Origin of the sequence: Nocardia aurea, from assembly GCF_003123685.1 — a bacterium.
Classification (GTDB): Bacteria; Actinomycetota; Actinomycetes; order Mycobacteriales; family Mycobacteriaceae; genus Nocardia; species Nocardia aurea.
In genome coordinates this window covers 197,888-216,953 of record NZ_QCYJ01000085.1, presented here as the reverse complement: position 1 = coordinate 216,953, position 19,066 = coordinate 197,888, and the positions used below count along the sequence as shown (strand labels likewise).

Sequence of the window (19,066 nt, the reverse complement as noted above, 5' to 3'; positions counted from 1 at the left end):
GGAACTGCCAGTCATCTCGAAGTGGAGGCGTGTTGCTCACACTCTCGCCGACCATCCGATCGGTTCGAATCATCGGATGCCACAGGTCATCGGCCTCGACCGAGCAAACGATCTCCCACGAGAACAATCGGTAGCGGTCATGGAGCGTCACGTATCGGTCGAGTTCGGCATCGAAGGCATGCCCGTACTGCACTATCGCGCGGAGGAATCCGCCGCGACGGAATTCGCCGCCGAGATGCGCAGGCTCCGCCCGACCGGCACGGTTAGCGTCGACGATTGCGTGACCGGGGAGATGGAACCCCTGCCCTGTCAGCGGCTCTACCGCCGCTGCTGAATCGGTCGATCGGCCCGGCCGGGTGCCGCCACGAGGTGCCAGGCCGCCGCGTAGATCATGACCGCGACCACACCGCCTCGGACCGCGCCGATGAGACAGGCCCGGACAGCGTCGTACCCGCTGTCGTGACCACCGCCGGCCGCCACCACCCCGCCCATGATCGCGAACACCACGATCGTGGGCAGTGCGAGACTCCGCCACGTGGGGGACGGATCGACGGTCCGGATCACGGGGGCACGCCGGTACCAGCGCACGGCCACCACCCCCACGAGCACCATCCCGCCGATCGATGACAGGTATCCGATCACGTTGTAGAGCTTGTGCGGTTCGACGACGCCGACCCGCAACCACGCCCAATGCCGCACCGCCATACCGTCGGTCTGGGTGAACGCGTCCCATGCCAGATGCGTCCCCGCGCCGACGACGATCGCGACAGCCGCTGTCACCCATTCCGCAGGCGATCGAAACCCGCTGTCGAACGCGGGGATTCGCCGACGAAGCCCGGACGGGGCGAGCGCGAGCAGCGGATTCACGGTGAGGCGGAAGATCGCGAGCAGCGTGAATCCGAACAGCAGATCCCACCCCGGCAGTGCCGCTGTCGCATGTGTCGACACGGGCGGCGACAACGGCAGGTAGTAGACCACATCCGGTGCCATGGTGCCCGCCACGAGCGCCGCGAGAGGCAGGTGACGACCGAACAGGAGCGCTGCGGCCGGGTGGGCGAGGGTGAACGGCACCGGACCGAGACTATCCCGCCGCGAAATCCTCAGCAGGACAACGCTCCGCAGGGCGCGCACCCGCCGCACGTCGCATCGGGAGTTCGGCCGTCACACCGCCGAGAAATGAGCTTCCGCCACATCGAGAAAGCGTTGGCCTATCGCCGAATTGCCGGATTCGGCCCAGGCGATCGCCAACGGCACGGCGGGCGCGCCCGCCACCTCACGGAACACGACGCCGGGACGAGTCGCCGCCGCCACCCCTCGGGTCACGAATCCGATCCCCGCGCCCGCGGCGACCAGGCCCGCCAGTGTGGTCACCGGCGTGGCTTCCTGCACGATCCTGGGTTCGACACCGGCGGAGCGCAGACACGAGGTCACGGCGTCGAACAGGACGGGGCCGACGTTGCGCGGGGCGGCGAGCATCGGTTCTCCCGCCAGATCGGCGAAGCCGATACTCGACAGCCCGGCCAGACGATGTCCCGCCGGAATCGCCAGGACGAACGGTTCGTCGGGCAGTGCGCGAGTTCGCAGATGAGAACGTTCCAGGGGCGGGTGCAGTACGCCGAGGTCGATCTCGCCGCGATCGAGCGCCGCTTCCACCGCGGGGGAATTGATTTCGAGCAGGTCGAGGGTCACTTGCGGACAGGCGTGCCGAAACGCCTGGATCGCCCCGGGCAATGCCGTGTAGGAGGCGATCACGGTGAACCCGAGACGCAGTCGCCCGTGCAGCCCCCGCGCGGCACGGCGGGCGGCATCGGCGGCTCGCTCCCCCTGTGCGACAGCGGCTTTCGCGGGCTCGATGAAGGCCTGTCCGGCCTCGGTCAGCCGGACACCGCGACGATCGCGATCGAGCAGAACAGCGCCGACATCACGTTCGAGAGTCCGGATCCGTTGACTCAGCGCCGGCTGGCTCAGGTGCAACTCCGAGGCCGCCCGCCCGAAATGCAGCGTCTGCGCCACCCGAAGGAAGCATTCGATCGACCGAAGATCCACGCTGTGATCGTATTTCACTATCACAGCGTCCGATATACCGATTGAAATACGATCACAGTCGCGCCAACACTGGGCCTATGACCGGAATGAAAGCCCTCAGCCTCTGTCTGGCCGCAGGTGTGGTCGCCGCGTGCGGATCCGGCGATCCCACGACCGGCCTCACCCTCGACCGCGTCGTCGCGATCTCCGACGGCGACTACCTCGCGAGCACCTACGCCGACGGCATCCTCCCGCCCGCCGAGGCCGGTCACCGCGACCTGTTGACCACCACCGGCATCATCGACGGCACCGTCCGCACCCAGGAGATCGAAATCTCCAACTCGGTCACCGCCGCACCCGAAGTCCTCGCCCTCTCCCCCGACGGTTCCACCGCCTTCGTCGCCGAACGACTCGGCCGACGCGGGTCCGGCGACACCATGGCGGGACAACTGCCGCCGGGGAATCAGCTTGCCGCCGTGCGTATTTCCGAGGAGAACACGATGGCGGTCGCCGCCTCGGCGACCATCGCCCCGGCGCCGGAGGCCATCGCGGTCAGCCCCGACGGGAACCACATCGCCGTCGTGTCCAGCGGTGCCGAGGCCACGCGTTTGCAGCTGATCCCTTGGAGCGGAACAGCATTCGGCACGCCTGCGGACTTCGACCTGGCGGCCCTCGGCATCACCGGGAACTCCCCCGGCCCCAGGGGCGGAGTCCTGGCGACCAACGTCCAGTGGCATCCCGGCGGCCGCGCACTGGCCGTCAACATCACCACCCAGGACCGCGTGGCATTCTTCTCGGTCGACGCGCGGCCGAACGGCACGGTGGCCGTGGCACCCTGGGGTGCGCCGGTGCGCACCGGCCCCGATCCTTTCGTCGGCCGCTTCACCCCCGACGGACGCCACTACCTCACTTCCGACTGGGGCCGCGACCTCGCCGCCACCACCCTCGCCGACCGACTGCCCTCGGACCGCTCGAAACTCGGCGTCATCCGACTCGGCGAGCCCGGCACGACCAGCCGACATCGGGTCTCGCCACCGCCGACACGGACAAGTCGGCCGAAGGGCTCGCCATCAGCCCCGACGGCACGCATATCGCCACCGTCAACATGCACGGCAGCGCGTTCCCGCCCGGCTCCCCCGGCTACGACGAGTACGCGTCGGTGACCCTACTGCGCATGGACGGCGCCACCGGAGCGGTGACCAAGATCGGCGACTACCCACTGCGGGGCGTCCTGCCCGAAGGCGGCGCCTTCGACCCCACCGGCGAATACTTCCTCGCCACAGTGTTCCAGGGACGCGGCCCGCAGGACCCGGGGCCGGGAATCGAGATATTCCGGGTCGGCTCCGACGAGCAACCGGGTCTGACTCCCGTGCAACGGATCCCGCTACCCCACGGTGTTCACCACGTCGCCGTCGGCTGACCGACCGGGAGCTGTCCGGTGTCAGTTCCGCGGTGCCGCATCGTTCGAAGACCGCGACAGCATGAGCCCTTCGAGTGTGAGCTCGAGCAGGCGGTGTGCCCGGCCGGGGTCGTCGCTGATGTGGGCGACCGCGGAAACCAAGGCCATCAGTTCGTCGACGCGCAGGTCCGTTCTGATCACCCCTGCCGCTTCGGCATCGGCCAGCAGCGGTTCGACGGCGGCATCGGTGAGGCGATGCCACTGCTCGACTTCGGGCGACGGTTGCCCATCGCGGAGTTGGTGTGCGTCGACGAACGCTTCACGCAGGCCACGACCAGCGGCGAGATCGTCGATGACCGCACGCAACCAGCGGAGCAACGCGGCGCCCGCGGGTTCGCGGGCCCGCATGTCGACCGCCAGAGCGCACAGCGCACCGATCCGCTCGGCGTAGACGGCCGAGATCAGCTGGGCTCGGGTCGGGAAATGCCGAGAACTTCTTCTCACACAACAGAAGTCACCACGAAGCCAGCCGTGCCGCCCCACCGGCACGCACGGCAGGTTCGCGGCACATTCGGTATTCGCGGCAGGCTAATGCAGCGAGGACAGGTGCTCAACGCTGTACGGCAGCACATCCTCCGACCGCCCGGTCAGCGTCTTGCGCGCCCACTCGGCATCGGCGATCAAGGCTCGGCCGACCGCGACCAGATCGAATTCGTCGCGCTCGGCCCGGTCGAGCAATTCCTCGATACCGGTCACCGCGCTTTCGGATGCCCTCCCGGCGGGGCCGACGAATTCCTTGTCCAGGCCGACCGAACCGACGGTGATCGAGGGCTTTCCGGTCAGCTTCTTGGTCCAGCCGGCCAGGTTCAGCTCGCTGCCGTCGAATTCCGGGAGCCAGTAGCGACGAGTCGACGCGTGGAACACGTCCACGCCCGCCTCGGCCAAGGGAGTGAGGATGCGCTCGAGTTCGGCCGGGTTCTCCGCGATCCTGGCGTCGTAGTTCTCGGATTTCCACTGCGAGAGGCGGAAGAAGATCGGGAACTCCGGTGTCACCGCGGCGCGCACGGCGGTGACGATCTCCTCGGCGAAGCGGATGCGCGACTCCAGGTCACCCCCGTAGCCGTCCGTGCGCCTATTCGTGCGCTCCCACAGGAACTGGTCGATGAGATAGCCGTGCGCACCGTGCAATTCGAGACCGTCGAAGCCGAGGCGTTGCGCGGCGGCCGCGGCGTCGACGAAGGCCGTGACGACATCGTCGATATCCTTCGCGCTCAACGCCTCACCCTTGGGCGCGCCGTCCAGTCCGATACCGGAGGGGCCCACCGGCGGTGCGTCGGCGACCGGCCCCGAGCCCGCTTCCCTGGTCACCCCCACATGCCACAGTTGCGGAATGATCTTCCCGCCGGCATCGTGCACGCCCGCGACCACACGGGCCCAGCCCGCGAGCGCGTCGTCACCCCAGAAACGCGGGATCCGGTCACTCATCCCGGCCGAAGGATGTCCGACGAAAGTCCCCTCGGTGATGATCAGCCCCACGTCCTCCGCGGCCCGCCGGGCGTAGTACCGCACGACGTCGTCGTCGGGTACGCCACCGGGCGAGAATTTGCGCGTCATCGGCGCCATGACGATCCGGTTGGGCAGTGCGAGATCACCGATACGGAACGGCCTGCCGAGAATCTGCCCGGCCCTGGCGGTATCGATGGTTCTTGTCACGTGTGCCTCCCGGCCCGATAAGTGCGCGACACTCGACCCGGGTCGTGCGCCGTCACGACTGAAACTGCTCCGAAATGCGACGATGCCGCTGCGTATGCATATCGACGCAGTGGCATCAACCTTCGGATCCCCGCGTTCATTCCCGGAACGGCTGTGGATTCGCCCACGGTGACCGGCGGTATCTCCTCGCGTATCGGCGGCGCCTCAGCAGCGGCGCCGAGCGAAGGCGCAGGCAGGTCGTCGTTTCCTCATGACAGCTTCGCGCGCGGCCATCCGCGGGTAGACAGGTCATCGGCGCGGCCCGCGCCGATCCACCGCGACCCCGAGTTCGGGCTACGCGGTGCCGGATTCGGGCGAGGGTGCGGTGACCTTGCCGGGATCCGGCTCGTCCGCTTCCGGTGGTGGGGCGGTGACCGCGTCGATCTGCTCGCCGATGTAGCGGATCACCACCGCGAACATCGCGACCACCGGAACCGCCAGGAACGCGCCGGTTATGCCGTAGAGCGAACCGCCCGCGGTCACCGCGAGCAACACGATCACGGCGTGCAGTTCCATGCTGCGGCTTTGCAGGACCGGTTGCAGCACATTGCCTTCCAGCTGCTGCACCGCGATGACGATGCCGAGCACGATCAGCGCGGTCGTCAACCCGTTGCCGACCAGGGCGACGAGTACGGCCAGGGCGCCTGCGACGAAAGCGCCGACCATGGGGACGAATCCGCCGATGAAGGTGATCACCGACAGCACCATCGCCAAGGGGACGTCGAGGATGAACAGGCCCGCGCCGATGAATACCGCGTCGACGAAGCTGACGACCGCTTGGGTCCGGATGAATCCGCCCAGCGTCGCCCATACCCTTTCGAGCACCGCTTCGACGTGGCGGCCGCTGCGGTTACCGAACACCGAATGCATCCACGGCAGCAGTCGTGGGCCGTCCTTGAGGAAGAAGAACACCAGCACCAGCACCAGGAATACGGTGATCAGGACCGACGTCGCGGTGGTCACGCCGGTGAATACGCCGTTGGCGATCTGCGCGCCGCTGGACTGCAGTCGTTGCACGATGGCGTCGACGGCGGAGTCGAGTTGCTCGTCGCGGATGTTCAGCGGCGGTCCCTGGACCCAGTCGCGCACCTGGTTGACACCGGCGGTGGACTTGTCGGCGAGTTCGGGCGCTTGATCGGCGACCGACGGCACGATCAGCGCGATCACACCGGACAGCAGCGCGAGGAATCCCAGCAGCGCGAGCGAGGCCGCGGCCGCGGGCGGCAGCCCGCGCCGGGTCAGCCAGCGGGTGGGCGGCCACAGGATCGTGGTCACCACGATCGCCAGCGCGACCGGCAGGATCACCACCCACAGCCGGGCGGCGACCGAACCCAGTACCCACGCTCCGGCCGCGATCGCCACGATGCACAGCGACCATTTGGCCAACCACAGCAAGCCGCCACCGATCACGTCACCGCGATCGCGCCACGACTTTCCATTCTGTTGCGTCCCAGCGCTTTTCTTCCCCGTCCCGCTCACGCTGTCAGTCTGACACGCGACGCGGTGGTGAGCGCGCTCGTCATTACCTGCACGATCTCCCATCGAGGAGGTGGTCCTTTCCTGTCGGCGAGGCGGTGCCCGCCCGTCTCACAAGACGCGAAGGGTTGCGGGTCGGACGAAACATCGACCTGCGGTAGCGAAAGCGGTCCGAAGCCTTCTCGGCTGTCGGACCGCTTCGATGGAGAGTTCCCCGGCGAGGGCTGCGGTCGGGTCGCTCTCGGCTGGAACAGCCGATCACGACCCTGACGCCACCGCGCCTTCGGTGTGATTACCGCAGCGCGCGATTGCGGCCGGTGACGAGTCGAACCAGGAACAGCAGGATGACCGCGCCGCCCAGGCAGGTGAAGAAGCTGAACCACAGCCCGCCGCCCTCGACGTCGGTGCCGAGCAACTTCAGCAGGAATCCGCCGAGCAGACCGCCGATGATTCCGACGACGATATTGAGCAGAATGCCCTGCTGGGCGTCGGTTTTCATGAGCTTGCTGGCGATCCAGCCCGCCAGTCCGCCGATGATGATCCACCCGAGAATTCCCAGACCCAGCATTGCCTTCTCCTCTGTTCACGAACCGTCGACGCTCACCGTCCGAGCGTGCTTCGCTGCCCGACATACCCCGTATCTCGGGAACAAACCTCCACGACGAGCAAATCCGATCTCCCTGCCGAGCAATGGGGTTCGCACCTCCGGTCGGGTTCGAGATCGACACCGGGGACTCGGTGCCATGTCGTGACGATTGGCACCGGTCGGAGGCGGGTACTCCACGTTCATTCCGCGGGTCCGGATGGCGGGGCGGATGGATTGTCGGGGATCGAACTGCGAGAGGCGTCCGCGATGACGAAGAAGCCGTATTCGAATGCCCACATTCGTGGTGCCGTGGTGTGGCCCGACCCGAGTCCGTTGAGTCAGTGGTGGGCTCAGGTCATGGGACTGCCGACGCGCGGGGACGAGAGCGGTGAGAACACCGAGGCGACGCCGGGGCCTGCTCTGGCCGCCTGACCGTAACCGACAGGCGGGGATCTCCCGTCGGATCCGCCCTGCGATCGCCATCCGGCAGGACAGACCCGCGGGGCCCACGAAGCGAGCCGCACGGGCGCGAAGGCCGGCACGGTCGTGTCGTGGCCTGGATGCGACCCGAGTCGAGGTGGTCGCACCCTGAAGTGCCGCATACCCGCACCGACGGTGTTGTCACATCGAGACCCGAGGACTGTTCGCGGTCAGTGACGAAAGCGCGGCATATCGACCGATGTGGACGGGCGATCAGGTGCGCTGGAGAACACCGGGACCGGCACGACCTGCTCCTGTGCCGAGGCAGGCAGTGGTTCGCACTGCGAGGGATGGCTGAACAGCCGGGCGTAATCGACGTCACGCACGTGAAAGTACCTCCGGTACGGATGATTTCGCCGTCGGACATCGACGACACCGATCCAGCATTACCCAGCACGCGTGAACTATTCACCGCGTGCACGAGATCATCCGACTTGTTACCGAATACACGGATTCGCACCCCGGCCGGGGCATCACCGCACCGTTTCGCCGCGGATGAGGTGGGTTGGACACGGCGAGCGTGGGTAGCCGTCGCAGGTGACCGACTCCGCCATCGCCGTCCTCGACATCGACGGCACACTCATCGATTCCAACTACCATCACGCGCTGGCCTGGTATCGAGCTCTGCGCTCGGTGGGCGAGACCTTCCCGGTGTGGCGTCTGCACCGGCTGATCGGCATGGGCGGGGATCAGCTGATCACCGCCGTACGTTGCGGCGGCTTCGGCGACGACGAACTCCGCGAAGCCGGTGCCATCGCCCCCTACGACACCCCCGCGGACCTCGTGCGAGCCCTGGCCGACACCCCACTCGCCTGATTTCGCCACCGTCGATCCTCTGTCCGGATTCGGCGGCGATTGCGGGACCGTGGTGGTCGGCGGTTTGTCGGCGCGGCGGGCCGGGTAGGGCCATGGTGGTATCGCGGGTGTGTGGGGCCGATTCCAGCACGAGTAACAGCGATCCGCCGTGGCGGTCGGTCCTCGCCCAGGAACTGTCGGGAGGAGACAGAAGGTGACAACCGAGCAAGGGGTCGGCACACTGCGCAGTGTCGTCCTGGATTGCCCCGATCCACGCGCACTGGCCGATTTCTACGGGCATCTGCTGGGTGCGCGGGTCGTGTCCGACGAAGAGGACTGGGTGGTTCTCGCGGACGCGTCGGGAAGGCGCATCGCCTTTCAGACCGCACCGAACTACGAGCCGCCGGAGTTTCCGGATACCAAGGGTTCTCAGCAAATCCATTTCGATGTGCTCGTCGACGACATCGAGGTCGCTCAACCCCGTGCGCTCGCACTGGGAGCAGAGCTGATCCAGGCCGAGACCGACGGCGCGTTCCGCGTCTACCGTGACCCCGTGGGCCACACGTTCTGCCTGGTCTGGCTCCCCGAATCCTGAGCGGACCGGGCGCGGCGGAGTGTTCGAGCCCGGCCGCACGGCCGTAGCACGGACGTAACCGGGAGAGAAACCGGGGCCGTTAGGCTTCGGATTGCCCGGCAAGGCGTACCGGGTCTCGCGGATCGCGTGGGCGCCCACTCGATCCGCGCAGCCGGACGGGAGGACCGAGCCGACCGGAGCCGTGCCCCCGCGTGTATCCATCGGGTGACCGCGCCCCTCCGATGCGGTCGCGAGACCACGATTCGGTGTTCGGCGTTCGGGGGTCTACGATCGTTGTGGTCATCGGGGAAACCGATGCCCGAAACCGCGTGAACGGCGTCGTGGATGCCGCCCACGCCTGCTGTGAAAAACGGTGGGGCCGCCTTTCGGGGGTCGGCCCCACTGTCCAGCATCGAACCGGCAGATACCGGACAAACCACAGCGGATCGATGCGCGGAAGCGCGGGTACCGACCGTCACGAACCGATGACGTCGCGGGCTCGGCCGATGATGAGCGGATCCGCCGCGGTGACGATCTCGCGGTCCTTGTTCTCGTAGTCGAACAGGCCGAGCACGTAGCGCATCGCGTTGAGGCGCGCGCGTTTCTTGTCGTTGCTCCTCACCACGATCCACGGGGCGTAGTCGGTGTCGGTGTGTTCGAAGTTCTCCTCCTTCGCCGCCGTGTAGTCGTCCCACTTGTCCAGCGAGGCCAGATCCATCGGCGACAATTTCCACTGCCGGACCGGGTCGACCTGACGGATCGCGAAGCGGGTGCGCTGTTCCAGGGGTGACACCGAGAACCAGAACTTCACCAGGTCGATGCCGTCCTCGACCAGCATCCGTTCGAACAGCGGCACCTGGGCCAGGAAACGCCGATGCTGTTCGGGGGTACAGAAACCCATCACCCGCTCCACCCCGGCCCGGTTGTACCAGGACCGATCGAACAGCACGATCTCCCCGGCCGCGGGTAGGTGCTCGACATAGCGCTGGAAATACCACTGCGTCTGCTCACGAGTGGTCGGCTTCTCCAGCGCCACCACCCGGGCACCGCGCGGATTGAGATGTTCGGTGAACCGTTTGATCGTTCCGCCTTTGCCCGCGGCGTCGCGGCCCTCGAACACCACGACCAGGCGCCGCCCGGTGGCCTTGACCCAGTTCTGCAACTTGAGTAACTCGATCTGCAACAGCCGCTTGTCGGCCTCGTAGACCGGGCGTTCCAGGCGCCGGTCGTACGGGTAGCCCTCACGCCAGGTGTCGACGACGAACTCTCCGTCGGCGGTCAACAGCAGCGGGTCGTCGTCATCGACGTCATCGACGGAGAAGCCGGTGGTGTCGGTCAGATCGATCGCCGATTCCAGATCGGCGATCTCACTCAGATCACGCAATGAACGCGGGGAGGCAGCGAAGTGGGTCATTCCGCGACGTTAACGACGGAAATCGACCGGCCGGTGAACACCGGGCGCACCTTCGCCTACCCGGACGGCCGGCAGCCGATCTCCTCCTTGTCGACTTTCGGGGGGTGCCGAGTAGTTGGGCAGTGTCGGACATCCGTGGTGCGAGTTCGAATGTCGGGGCGGACCGAGGACTCCCCGGTCCGCTCGCCGTGCTTCTTTGCCTTCCTGTGCAGTTGAACTGAACTCAAGAGTTCAATACACTGACCGCATGCGGACCCAGCTCGTCGGCCGACACGTGAACTCACCGGTCGAGAGTCGAGTCCTCGACGCGACCGGACCTCCGAAATTGGGAAGCGGATGACGACACCGACCGGTGCGACCTCCTCGCGGGGGCGGATCGACAAGCGGCAGGCCATTCTCGACGCGGCATTCGTCGTGTTCGCCCGGCGCGGCTACGCACTCGCGGGGGTCCAGGAGATCGCGGAGGAGGCCGGGGTCGCCAAGCCGACCATCTACAACCACCTCAACGACAAGGAAACCCTGTTCCGGCACGCGTTGACGGCCGTCGCCGATTCGGTGCTGGCCGAGAATCTGACGGTGGTGGCGCGGCTCCGGAATCCGGGGCCGGATCTCGGTGCGGCACTGCGGGATCTGGCGCTGCGACTGATCCGGGTCTGCTGCGCCGAACGATCACGATCGCTGCGGTGGCTCACCTATGCCCAGGTCGCCCAATTCCCCGACCTGATCGATATCGTCGTCGGCCGCACCTCGGACCGCCTCGGCGAGGCGCTGGCCGATCGGCTGGCACGACTCTCACTGTCCGGTCGGCTGCGCCCGTGCGATCCCGCGGTCGCCGCCGAACAATTCCTCGTGCTGATCACCGGACCGATGGAAGGACGCTCACGGCTGGGCACCCGCAAGGTCGCCGTCGCCGAGATGCGCGCCGTCGCGGACACGGCGGTCGATACGTTCCTGCGCGCCTACGGACCGTCGGAAACCTGAACTCCCCCTGTTTATCACGTCGAACCTCGACGCCGAGAGAAGGATGAACGTGACCGGTCAGACCGACAATCTGCTCGCGACCATCGAAGCCGAACGGGCGATCTATCGAACGTTCCACCATTTCTTCCGCATCGCGGATACCCAGGACAGCGAGCGGTTCAGCGAATGTTTCACCCCCGACGCGCTGATCGAGTATCGGATCATGCCCGGTCCGGTGCAACGCTTCCACGGACGCGACGAATTCACGTCGTTCATGTGTCGGGTGCCGAAGGCCCGGCGCAACATGGTCGCCCATGTCATCGGACAGTCCTCGATCGAATGGGACGGTGATCGACCTGTGCTCACCGCCTACGCGACGGTGTGGCATTGGTTCTCCAGCAGCGCTTTTCCCGACCACAACCGGCCCGCCGATTGGACGGTTATCGGTCTGGTGCGGGACGAGTTCGAGAAATACGACGGTCGATGGCTGATCTCGCATCGTGACGTGCGGCCGGTGGCGGGCCGCGTCGCGGCGGGTCGCGGCCCGATCTGATGCCCGACCGGGCCGTACTCGTTTCGAGTCCGGCCCGGTCGCCGCTCGCGACCTATTTCGCCGGTGCGGGGAAAGGCGAGTTGATCGTCGTGAAGTATTGGACGGCAGCGAGTATCGCGATCGGCGCGGTCACGAGCAACTGACCGACGAGGGTGCCGAGCGCGCCGATGGCGACGATCCCCCCGACGCAGCCGACCACGGCCGCCGGAGCGAACGCGCCGAACAGTCCGATGATCGCCGCGGAGGCGACCGTCGCACCCGCGATGCCGCCCAGTACGCAGCCGACCGCCCCGCCGGTGAGCCCGCCCGCCAGCGTGCCGATGGCGGCACCGGCGCCGATGGTGCTGGTGAGCCTGTTCCAGGCGGCCAGTTCCCGGTCGTAGGGGGTCTTCCAGGGCGCGTCCTCCTCGAAGGGCAGCGCCACCGGGCGGTAGGAAGCGTGCTCGAGGTCGAAACGCGGCGTGAGCACGGCGTTGTTCCCGGCGATGTCGGCGGCGATCGGGAAGACGAAATCATCGACGCGGAAGGATAATTCGGCGCCCGCGAGCACACTGCCGTCGGCCGACCGGATCGTGAACCTGTCCCCGTCGCTCGCCAGTTTCCCCGAGTCGGTTTCGATGTGCACCGATTCCGGGGTGGTGGTGGCTTTGTAGTTCACCGGCGCGACGTCGCCGGTGACGTCCGCGTGGCTGATTCCCGGCAGGGCGCTCAGGCCCGCGGCCAGGAGCGCCACGGCGCCCATTCGTTTGTTCATGGATATCCGATTTTCTTTCTCTCGTTGGACGACATGCGTTCGAGTCAGTGCGCGAATTCGGGCGCGATCTTGTCCGCGACGAAATCGAGGGTCCGTTTGGCGACCTCGATCGGGAGATTGCCCGAGTGGATGGTGAGACTGACGGTGATATCGGTGCCGTATGCCGCACCGAGTCGGGACAGTTGCGCGCGGACGTCCTCCACGGTGCCCGCCAGAATGTGGTCGTCGCCGAGTCGTTTGTCGAAATGCAGGAGGGCGCCGACGTTCGCGAGATTCTCGTAGCCGGGGTAGTCGGCGCTGCGCTCGGTCGACCACGCGCGGGTGGCCTCGGCGATCTTGTCGGAGTAGAGCTGCTCGTCGCGCCTGCCCAGGGTCAGTGCCTCGTCCCTGTCGTCGGCGATGAACGCGCCCAAGCTGATCTGTACGTCCTCGGTGCCCTGCGGTCGGCCGCCCGCGACCCAGCCCCTGCGGTAGGCGGCCAGGATCTCGGCGAAGCCGTCGGGGCCCGCGATGGCGGGAACCGCCTGGAGACCGCGGCCGAGGAAACCGGCCTGTTCGGCCGAGGCGGGGCTGGTGGCCGTGGCCACGTACACCCGGGGTCCCGGCCGCTGGAAGGGACGCGGGAGCAGAGTGACCGGCCCGAACCGGTGGAATGCCCCGTCGACGACGACGTTCTCCTCCGCCCAGAGCCGCTCGACGGTCCGCACCCCTTCGTCGAATCGGGCGCGGCTCTCGTCGAGGCTCACCCCGAACGCGGCGAATTCGCCGGGCAGGAAGGCGCGGCCGAAGCCGACATCGAGCCGCCCGTGGCTGAGGTTGTCGAGTACCGCGAGGCGACCGGCCAGCTGGATCGGGTGGGAGAACGCCGGGATGACGGCGCCGGTCGCGATCCGGATGGATCGGGTCCGCGCGGCGACCGCGGAAAGGAACGGCACCGGGTCCGGGCTGTAGCCGCCGTAGGGGAAGAAATAGTGTTCAACGGTTTTGACGTGGTAGAAACCGCGCTGGTCGGCATAGACCGCCAGTTCGAGCGCGTCGTCGAAATATTTGTCGGCGGACAGGTCTTCGGGTCCGACCGCGGGGAAGAAGGTGATGCCGAATTTCATTGTCGTCCTTTGTCGAAAGTCTCGGTCGGTGGCGTCGCGTCGCGGCTCAACGCCGGATGACGAGTGCGGAGTTGAAGCCACCGAAGCCGCGCGCCAGGATCAGGGCCGTACGCAGTGGGGCGGGTCGGGAGGAGCCGACGACGAGGTCGATCTCGTATCCCGGCGCGGGTGCGGCGGTGCCGACCGTCGGTGGAATCACCTGATCGCGCAGTGCCAGCAGCGCTGTCGCGACATCCAACGGCGGTCCGCCCGCGATGAGGCGGCCGACGGTCGATTTCGGCGCGGTCACCGCGACGCCGTCGGGTCCGAAGATCTCCGTGATCGCCGCGGCCTCGGCGGCGTCGAGTTCGGGCAGACCCGCGGCGTCGGCGAAGACCACGTCGACCTCGGCGGGCTCGATGCCCGCGTCGTCGAGTGCCGTGCGGGCGGCCCGGCTCAGGTTGGGCGCGCGACCGCTGTCGGGGTGCGGGTCGAACGAGGACCCGTACCCGATGATCGAGCCGTACACCTGCCGGGCTCCGCGCTCTCGCGCGGAGTCGGCGTCCTCCAGGATGAGCAGTGCCCCGCCCTCGCCCGGCACGTAGCCCGCGGCGCGCGCGTCGAAGGGCAGGTAGGCGTCCTCCTTGCTGCCGGATCGGCTCAGCCTGCCCAGCGCGATCTGGGAGACGAAAGCGTAGGGATTGAGCGGCGCCTCCAATCCGCCCGCGATGGACACACGCTGGCCGCGACGGACCAACCGGCGTGCGTGTCCGATGGCGTCGAGTCCTCCGGCCTGGTCGGCCACGATGGATCCGCCCGCGCCGCGCAGGTCGTTCCTGATCGAGATCTGTCCGGTGTTGACCGCGTAGAACCAGGCGAAGCACTGATACGCGCTGACGTGGTCGGGGCCGAGGGTCCACAACTTCTGGACCTCGCGCTGGGTGAAATCGAAGCCGCCGCTGGCGTTGGACGTGGTGACACCCAGCGTGTCGTTGTCGAACGCGGACAGTTCGACGCCCGCGTCCGCGATGGCCCAATCCGCTACCGCGATAGCCAGTTTCGTGACCGGGTCGGTCTGCGGAACGAGTCTGCCGGGGATATGGGCCGCCACGTCGAAATCGAGGATCTCGCCGGCGAAACGCGACGGATATCCACCGACCTCGTATCTGCTCACCCGGTCGATGCCAAGGCGCCCGGCGAGTACGGCGGACCAGTAGTCGGCCGCGCCGAGCCCGTTGGGCGCGGCCACCGACAGGCCGGTGACGACGACTTCGCTCATGCCGCACCTACTTTCGACAGCAGCACCGCGCTCTGGAAGCCGCCGAAGCCGCTACCGACCGACAGCGCCACATCCACCCGCGCGGCGCGCGCCTCGAGCGGTACGTAGTCCAGATCCAATTCGGGATCGGGGGTGTGCAGGTTCGCTGTCGGCGGGATGGTCGAATGTTCGATGGCCAGCGCACAGGCGACGAGTTCGATGGCGCCGATCGCGCCGAGGGAATGCCCGATCATGGATTTGATCGAACTGACCGGCGTCTCGTAGGCGTGGTGGCCGAGACTGCGTTTGAAGGCCGCGGTCTCGTGGCGGTCGTTCTGTTTGGTTCCCGACCCGTGGGCGTTGATGTAGTCGATATCGCCCGGGTCGATCTTGGACTCGCGCAGCGCGGCGTCGATCGCCGAACTCATCTCGATACCGTCGGGCCGCAGCCCTGTCATGTGGTAGGCGTTGCAGCGTGAGGCGTGCCCGCGCACCTCGGCGTAGATGGTCGCACCGCGCGCCTTGGCGTGCTCGTATTCCTCGAGCACGAGCGTCGCGGCGCCCTCGGCGACGACGAATCCGTTGCGCGTGGAATCGAAAGGGCGCGAAGCGTGTTCGGGATCGTCGTTGCGCGGTGAGGTCGCCTTGATCGCGTCGAAGCAGGCGACCGCGAGCGGGGAGATCGGTGCGTCGGCCCCGCCCGCGACGACGATATCGGCCGCGCCCTCCAGGATCAGGTCGCGTCCGTATCCGATGGCGTCCAGACCGGAAGTGCAGCCGGAGGAGATCAGCGCCGTCGGGCCTTCGGCGGCCGCCGCCCACGCGACCTCCGCCGAGATCGAACTCGGCACCAGATAGCTGTACAGGTGCGGGGTCGCGTACTCGCTGTCCAGTTCCCATAGTCGCCCGGTGTCGCTGAGCACCAGGTACTCGTCCTCGAGCGACGTCGTCGCGCCGACCGCGCTGCCGACGCTCACCCCGATCCGGGACGGATCGAGACCGTCGAGTTCCAGGCCCGAATCACGCAGGGCCTCCCGGGTACTCGCGACGGCGAGTTGCGACGCGCGATCCATGCGCCGTTCCTCGCGCGCGGTCAGGCCGTGCGCGCTCGGGTCGAAATCGCATTCCCCCGCGCTCTGGGAACGGAACGGCGCGGGATCGAATCGCGTGATCCGCCGGGTCGCGGTCGTTCCCGAGGTGAGCAGTTTCCAGAAATGCTGGATATCGTCGCCACCCGGTACGACCGACCCCAGGCCGGTGATCACCACTCGTCGTGTCATCTGTCTGTCCTCACGTTGGTTCCGGCGGCCGTCACGGCAACCGGATCGACTGGGGGTGATGGAAGATGTCGTGCGGGTCCCACACCGACTTGACGTATTGCAGGCGGGCATAGTTGCCCTTGTAATACAGTTCGTGCCAGGGGATTCCGGACAGATTCGCGTCCGGATCCGCCGCGCCGGTATCGGGATAGTTGATGTAACAGCCGTCGGTGCGATCGTTGGGCACCGGGACATTGCCGGTGTCGGCGTACACGGCGCGGAACAGCCGGGTCGCCCACGCGATATTCACCGCGTCGTCGGCGGGATCGGTCCACAGCGACTGGTAGAGCACCTTCATGATCGCGCCGCGCTGGGCGACCGCGGTGTCGTCGGGGCCTACCGCCCCGACCCGCCCGCCGACGGGATTGATCACGACCATCGCGTGGTGATTGTGGATCTCGTCGCTGGTGAGCGCGCCGTAGATGATCGCGGCCTGCTCGTCGGTATGCCCGCGCAGGTGGTAGGCGGCGTGGTTGTCGCTGCGGACCGCCGGATTGTTGCCGATCGCCGAACCGGTGCTCAGGAATCGTGTGGCGCGCAGCCAGGGAAAAAGCTTGGGCGGCGTGATGATCGACGCGTCCGCGACACCGTCCAGGAGCGCGCGCAGGTAGTCGTCGAGCAGTGTCCTCGCGTCGGTCACGCCCGCGTCGATCTGGGTGAGCAGGGTCAGTGCTCCGCTGGAGGCGTGTGTCAGCGTCACCGATCCGCTCAGCGCGATATAGGGGCTGTCGACGGCACTGTTGGCCTCGTACCACCGACCGACATTGCGCAGCAGGCGGACGAACCGCTCCTCGGTCAGCGCCGCCCACGGCACCGGGACCGCGCTGACCAGTACCTTCTCCGGCGGGTTGACCAGCTGGTCACGCGGCGCGGGGCCCCTGACACCGGGTGAACGGAACCAGTACCGGGTGATCACCCCGAAATTGCCGCCGCCGCCACCGCTGTTGCCCCACCACAGATCGCGCAGCGGGTCGCCCGGTTCCCGGGTCGCCAGCACCGCGCGCGCGACCCGATCGGGTCCGACCACGACGATCTCGACGCCGTAGAGGTGGTCGACGGTCAGACCGTCCCGACGCGACAGCAGCCCGAAGCCCCCGCCGCAGACATGTCCCCCGATACCGACCGAGTAGCAGAATCCGCCCGGGATGGTGACACCCCACGACTTGTACAGCTCGTCGTACACGTTGAGCAGCAGCGCGCCCGCCTCGACGCCGAACGCGCCGCGTTGTGCGTCGTAGGAGACGCGCGTCATCGCGGACATGTCGACGACGGCGGTGACCGAGTCGTTGAAGACGTGGTCGGCCAGGCAGTGCCCGCCACTGCGCACGCTCAGCGTCTTGTGCTCGTCGACCGCGCGCTGGACGGCGGCCACGACTTCCTCGGTGGTCCGTGGCACCGCGATGTATTCGGGCTCGGCGACCCACCGTTGGTTGACTCCCGTTGTCAGTTCGTCGTAGCGGGGATCGTCACGGTCGACATAGGCCGGCGCGGCGGGCGCGGCGGCGGCTTCGGGTGTGGCCGCGAGCAGGCCCACTCCGGTCACCGACATCACGCGCAGCGCCGATCGCCTGCCGAACCGGGTCGTCACAGGATCTCCGCCACGGCCGCGCTCCACGAGAATCCGGCTCCGACACCGGCGAACAGCACCGCGTCCCCGCCGCGCAACAGATCCCGCTCCCGCAGGTGGGCGAGTCCGGCGAGCTGGTCACCCGCGCCGAGGTGTCCCACGGTGCGCGCCAGGCTCCATGTCGTGCGTTCGACATCGATGTCGAACGGACGCAGGTAGGTGCTGCGCAGGCGGCGGCTGCCGAAGTGCGGCAGCACGAACCAGTCGATATCGCTGATCTTCACCCCGGCGTCGTCGAGGCTGCGGGCGATGACCCGCTCCTGACCACGCCGGACCTTCTCGACGTTGGGCAGCACATTCGATCCGGTCAGGAACGCCTTCTTGAGCGGATCGAGGTCGACGCGCGGACGCACCGAGAACGGCGCGACGCCGAAGGGATCGTCGCCGCGATGCATCCGCTCGAGCGTGGGGTCCGCGGCCTGGACGAACGAGCGGAACACCGCGAACCCCTCTGTGCGCGAGAGGATCACAGCGGTGCCGCCGTCTCCGTAGATGGTTCCGGGGTCGCTGATGAAGCGGTCGAAGCCGGGGGCCGCGAAACGGTCGCCCGTGGTCACCAGCGCCAGGTCGCCGTCGCGGGCGCCGAGGTAGGCGGCGGCCAGATCGATGGCGGCCATGCCGCCGTTGGACATCTGCCTGACCTCGACCGCTACCGCGTCGGCCGCTCCCGCGGCGTGCTGGATATACGCCGAAGGCGACCACAGATCATGGCCCTGGTAGTACACATTCGAATGCGCGACGATATCGATACGCGCCCCGTCGACACCGGCGTCGGCGATCGCCGCCCGGGCCGCCGTCGCGGCGAGTTCGACCCCGGAAGGTCCTTCGGAGACCGCGACGGATTCGATGCGGTTGGCGTCGGCGATCTTCGGCGGGCACTCCCCCGACGCCACGGCGTCCGAGATCGGCCTGCGTGGGGCGAGCGCGGTGCCGATACCGCTGATATAGATGCTGTCGTTCGCCACGATGGGATGACCTCGCGATCGAGTTCGGCTGTGCTGTAGGGCAT

The 19,066-nt window shown here is 67.5% G+C and carries 21 protein-coding genes; 8 read left to right on the top strand and 13 right to left on the bottom strand.

What is annotated here, in order from left to right:
• Positions 1-76 precede the first annotated feature (76 nt).
• On the top strand, positions 77-334 hold the full coding sequence (locus DAT37_RS17715; protein WP_109525874.1) for a hypothetical protein: 258 nt from the start codon (positions 77-79) through the stop codon (positions 332-334).
• Here the strand turns inward: DAT37_RS17715 and DAT37_RS17710 are convergent.
• Together DAT37_RS17710 and DAT37_RS17705 are read right to left on the bottom strand one after the other, a co-directional pair.
• On the bottom strand, positions 319-1,071 hold the full coding sequence (locus DAT37_RS17710) for a DUF4184 family protein (RefSeq protein WP_157978531.1): 753 nt from the start codon (positions 1,069-1,071) through the stop codon (positions 319-321). The genes DAT37_RS17715 and DAT37_RS17710 overlap by 16 nt on opposite strands.
• Positions 1,072-1,161: 90 nt before the next feature.
• Positions 1,162-2,046: a LysR family transcriptional regulator gene (locus DAT37_RS17705; RefSeq protein WP_109526062.1), complete on the bottom strand. Its 885-nt coding sequence runs from the start codon at positions 2,044-2,046 to the stop codon at positions 1,162-1,164.
• A gap of 77 nt (positions 2,047-2,123) precedes the next feature.
• Here DAT37_RS17705 and DAT37_RS17700 point away from each other — a divergent pair, with 77 nt between their 5' ends.
• Positions 2,124-3,188, top strand: coding sequence for a lactonase family protein (locus tag DAT37_RS17700; RefSeq protein ID WP_109525872.1), 1,065 nt, complete (start codon positions 2,124-2,126; stop codon positions 3,186-3,188).
• Positions 3,189-3,199: 11 nt separating this feature from the next.
• The gene (locus tag DAT37_RS17695) at positions 3,200-3,445 is read left to right on the top strand and encodes a hypothetical protein (RefSeq protein WP_198654314.1); all 246 of its coding nucleotides are present in this window, start codon (positions 3,200-3,202) and stop codon (positions 3,443-3,445) included.
• 21 nt (positions 3,446-3,466) lie between these two features.
• On the opposite strand, the gene DAT37_RS17690 is transcribed toward DAT37_RS17695, so the two are convergent.
• The 4 genes from DAT37_RS17690 to DAT37_RS17675 all read right to left on the bottom strand — a co-directional run bounded on the left by DAT37_RS17690 (position 3,467) and on the right by DAT37_RS17675 (position 7,220).
• Positions 3,467-3,928, bottom strand: coding sequence for an SbtR family transcriptional regulator (locus DAT37_RS17690; RefSeq protein WP_109525870.1), 462 nt, complete (start codon positions 3,926-3,928; stop codon positions 3,467-3,469).
• An 84-nt stretch (positions 3,929-4,012) separates the two neighbouring features.
• Positions 4,013-5,137: an NADH:flavin oxidoreductase gene (locus DAT37_RS17685; RefSeq protein ID WP_109525869.1), complete on the bottom strand. Its 1,125-nt coding sequence runs from the start codon at positions 5,135-5,137 to the stop codon at positions 4,013-4,015.
• 333 nt (positions 5,138-5,470) lie between these two features.
• On the bottom strand, positions 5,471-6,718 hold the full coding sequence (locus DAT37_RS17680) for an AI-2E family transporter (protein ID WP_109525868.1): 1,248 nt from the start codon (positions 6,716-6,718) through the stop codon (positions 5,471-5,473).
• A gap of 226 nt (positions 6,719-6,944) precedes the next feature.
• The gene (locus DAT37_RS17675) at positions 6,945-7,220 is read right to left on the bottom strand and encodes a GlsB/YeaQ/YmgE family stress response membrane protein (RefSeq protein ID WP_109525867.1); all 276 of its coding nucleotides are present in this window, start codon (positions 7,218-7,220) and stop codon (positions 6,945-6,947) included.
• Positions 7,221-7,505: 285 nt separating this feature from the next.
• Between DAT37_RS17675 and DAT37_RS44150 the strand changes: the two genes are divergently transcribed.
• From DAT37_RS44150 to DAT37_RS17665, 3 genes are all read left to right on the top strand, one after another.
• A complete protein-coding gene (locus DAT37_RS44150; RefSeq protein ID WP_157978530.1) occupies positions 7,506-7,670 on the top strand; it encodes a hypothetical protein in 165 nt (54 codons plus the stop codon).
• 585 nt (positions 7,671-8,255) lie between these two features.
• Entirely contained in the window at positions 8,256-8,534 is a 279-nt protein-coding gene (locus DAT37_RS17670) for an HAD family hydrolase (RefSeq protein ID WP_109525866.1), read from the top strand.
• A 193-nt stretch (positions 8,535-8,727) separates the two neighbouring features.
• On the top strand, positions 8,728-9,108 hold the full coding sequence (locus DAT37_RS17665) for a VOC family protein (protein WP_109525865.1): 381 nt from the start codon (positions 8,728-8,730) through the stop codon (positions 9,106-9,108).
• A 454-nt stretch (positions 9,109-9,562) separates the two neighbouring features.
• Here DAT37_RS17665 and ppk2 read toward each other — a convergent pair whose 3' ends face one another.
• Complete coding sequence (gene ppk2 / locus DAT37_RS17660; RefSeq protein ID WP_109525864.1) at positions 9,563-10,501, bottom strand: polyphosphate kinase 2; 939 nt, start codon at positions 10,499-10,501, stop codon at positions 9,563-9,565.
• Between the two features lie 336 nt (positions 10,502-10,837).
• Between ppk2 and DAT37_RS17655 the strand changes: the two genes are divergently transcribed.
• Together DAT37_RS17655 and DAT37_RS17650 are read left to right on the top strand one after the other, a co-directional pair.
• Complete coding sequence (locus DAT37_RS17655; protein WP_109525863.1) at positions 10,838-11,482, top strand: TetR/AcrR family transcriptional regulator; 645 nt, start codon at positions 10,838-10,840, stop codon at positions 11,480-11,482.
• Between the two features lie 49 nt (positions 11,483-11,531).
• Positions 11,532-12,014 carry a nuclear transport factor 2 family protein gene (locus tag DAT37_RS17650; RefSeq protein WP_198654313.1) on the top strand — a complete coding sequence of 161 codons (483 nt, stop codon included), beginning with the start codon at positions 11,532-11,534 and terminating at the stop codon, positions 12,012-12,014.
• A 52-nt stretch (positions 12,015-12,066) separates the two neighbouring features.
• On the opposite strand, the gene DAT37_RS17645 is transcribed toward DAT37_RS17650, so the two are convergent.
• From DAT37_RS17645 to DAT37_RS17620, 6 genes are read right to left on the bottom strand one after another with little or no spacing between them, the layout of a single operon-like run.
• Positions 12,067-12,768 (bottom strand): hypothetical protein, encoded by a 702-nt coding sequence (locus tag DAT37_RS17645; protein WP_232839815.1) that lies wholly within the window; start codon positions 12,766-12,768, stop codon positions 12,067-12,069.
• Positions 12,769-12,812: 44 nt separating this feature from the next.
• A complete protein-coding gene (locus DAT37_RS17640; protein ID WP_109525860.1) occupies positions 12,813-13,874 on the bottom strand; it encodes an LLM class flavin-dependent oxidoreductase in 1,062 nt (353 codons plus the stop codon).
• Positions 13,875-13,920: 46 nt separating this feature from the next.
• Positions 13,921-15,132 carry a ketosynthase chain-length factor gene (locus DAT37_RS17635; protein ID WP_109525859.1) on the bottom strand — a complete coding sequence of 404 codons (1,212 nt, stop codon included), beginning with the start codon at positions 15,130-15,132 and terminating at the stop codon, positions 13,921-13,923.
• Positions 15,129-16,391: a beta-ketoacyl-[acyl-carrier-protein] synthase family protein gene (locus DAT37_RS17630; protein WP_109525858.1), complete on the bottom strand. Its 1,263-nt coding sequence runs from the start codon at positions 16,389-16,391 to the stop codon at positions 15,129-15,131. The genes DAT37_RS17635 and DAT37_RS17630 overlap by 4 nt, the downstream gene beginning before the upstream one ends.
• A 31-nt stretch (positions 16,392-16,422) precedes the next feature.
• On the bottom strand, positions 16,423-18,018 hold the full coding sequence (locus tag DAT37_RS17625) for an FAD-binding oxidoreductase (RefSeq protein ID WP_157978529.1): 1,596 nt from the start codon (positions 18,016-18,018) through the stop codon (positions 16,423-16,425).
• A complete protein-coding gene (locus tag DAT37_RS17620; RefSeq protein WP_198654312.1) occupies positions 18,015-19,022 on the bottom strand; it encodes a ketoacyl-ACP synthase III family protein in 1,008 nt (335 codons plus the stop codon). The genes DAT37_RS17625 and DAT37_RS17620 overlap by 4 nt, the downstream gene beginning before the upstream one ends.
• Between the last annotated feature and the right edge of the window lie 44 nt (positions 19,023-19,066).

Bases quoted from the DNA above. Each gene is read 5' to 3' on its own strand.
- DAT37_RS44150 (WP_157978530.1), top strand. From the start codon at position 7,506: ATGACGAAGAAGCCGTATTCGAATGCCCACATTCGTGGTGCCGTGGTG.
- DAT37_RS17695 (WP_198654314.1), top strand. From the start codon at position 3,200: ATGGACGGCGCCACCGGAGCGGTGACCAAGATCGGCGACTACCCACTG.
- DAT37_RS17675 (WP_109525867.1), bottom strand. From the start codon at position 7,220: ATGCTGGGTCTGGGAATTCTCGGGTGGATCATCATCGGCGGACTGGCG.
- ppk2 (WP_109525864.1), bottom strand. From the start codon at position 10,501: ATGACCCACTTCGCTGCCTCCCCGCGTTCATTGCGTGATCTGAGTGAG.
- DAT37_RS17680 (WP_109525868.1), bottom strand. From the start codon at position 6,718: ATGGGAGATCGTGCAGGTAATGACGAGCGCGCTCACCACCGCGTCGCG.
- DAT37_RS17715 (WP_109525874.1), top strand. From the start codon at position 77: ATGCCACAGGTCATCGGCCTCGACCGAGCAAACGATCTCCCACGAGAA.
- DAT37_RS17700 (WP_109525872.1), top strand. From the start codon at position 2,124: ATGACCGGAATGAAAGCCCTCAGCCTCTGTCTGGCCGCAGGTGTGGTC.
- DAT37_RS17630 (WP_109525858.1), bottom strand. From the start codon at position 16,391: ATGACACGACGAGTGGTGATCACCGGCCTGGGGTCGGTCGTACCGGGT.
- DAT37_RS17655 (WP_109525863.1), top strand. From the start codon at position 10,838: ATGACGACACCGACCGGTGCGACCTCCTCGCGGGGGCGGATCGACAAG.
- DAT37_RS17640 (WP_109525860.1), bottom strand. From the start codon at position 13,874: ATGAAATTCGGCATCACCTTCTTCCCCGCGGTCGGACCCGAAGACCTG.
- DAT37_RS17645 (WP_232839815.1), bottom strand. From the start codon at position 12,768: ATGAACAAACGAATGGGCGCCGTGGCGCTCCTGGCCGCGGGCCTGAGC.
- DAT37_RS17635 (WP_109525859.1), bottom strand. From the start codon at position 15,132: ATGAGCGAAGTCGTCGTCACCGGCCTGTCGGTGGCCGCGCCCAACGGG.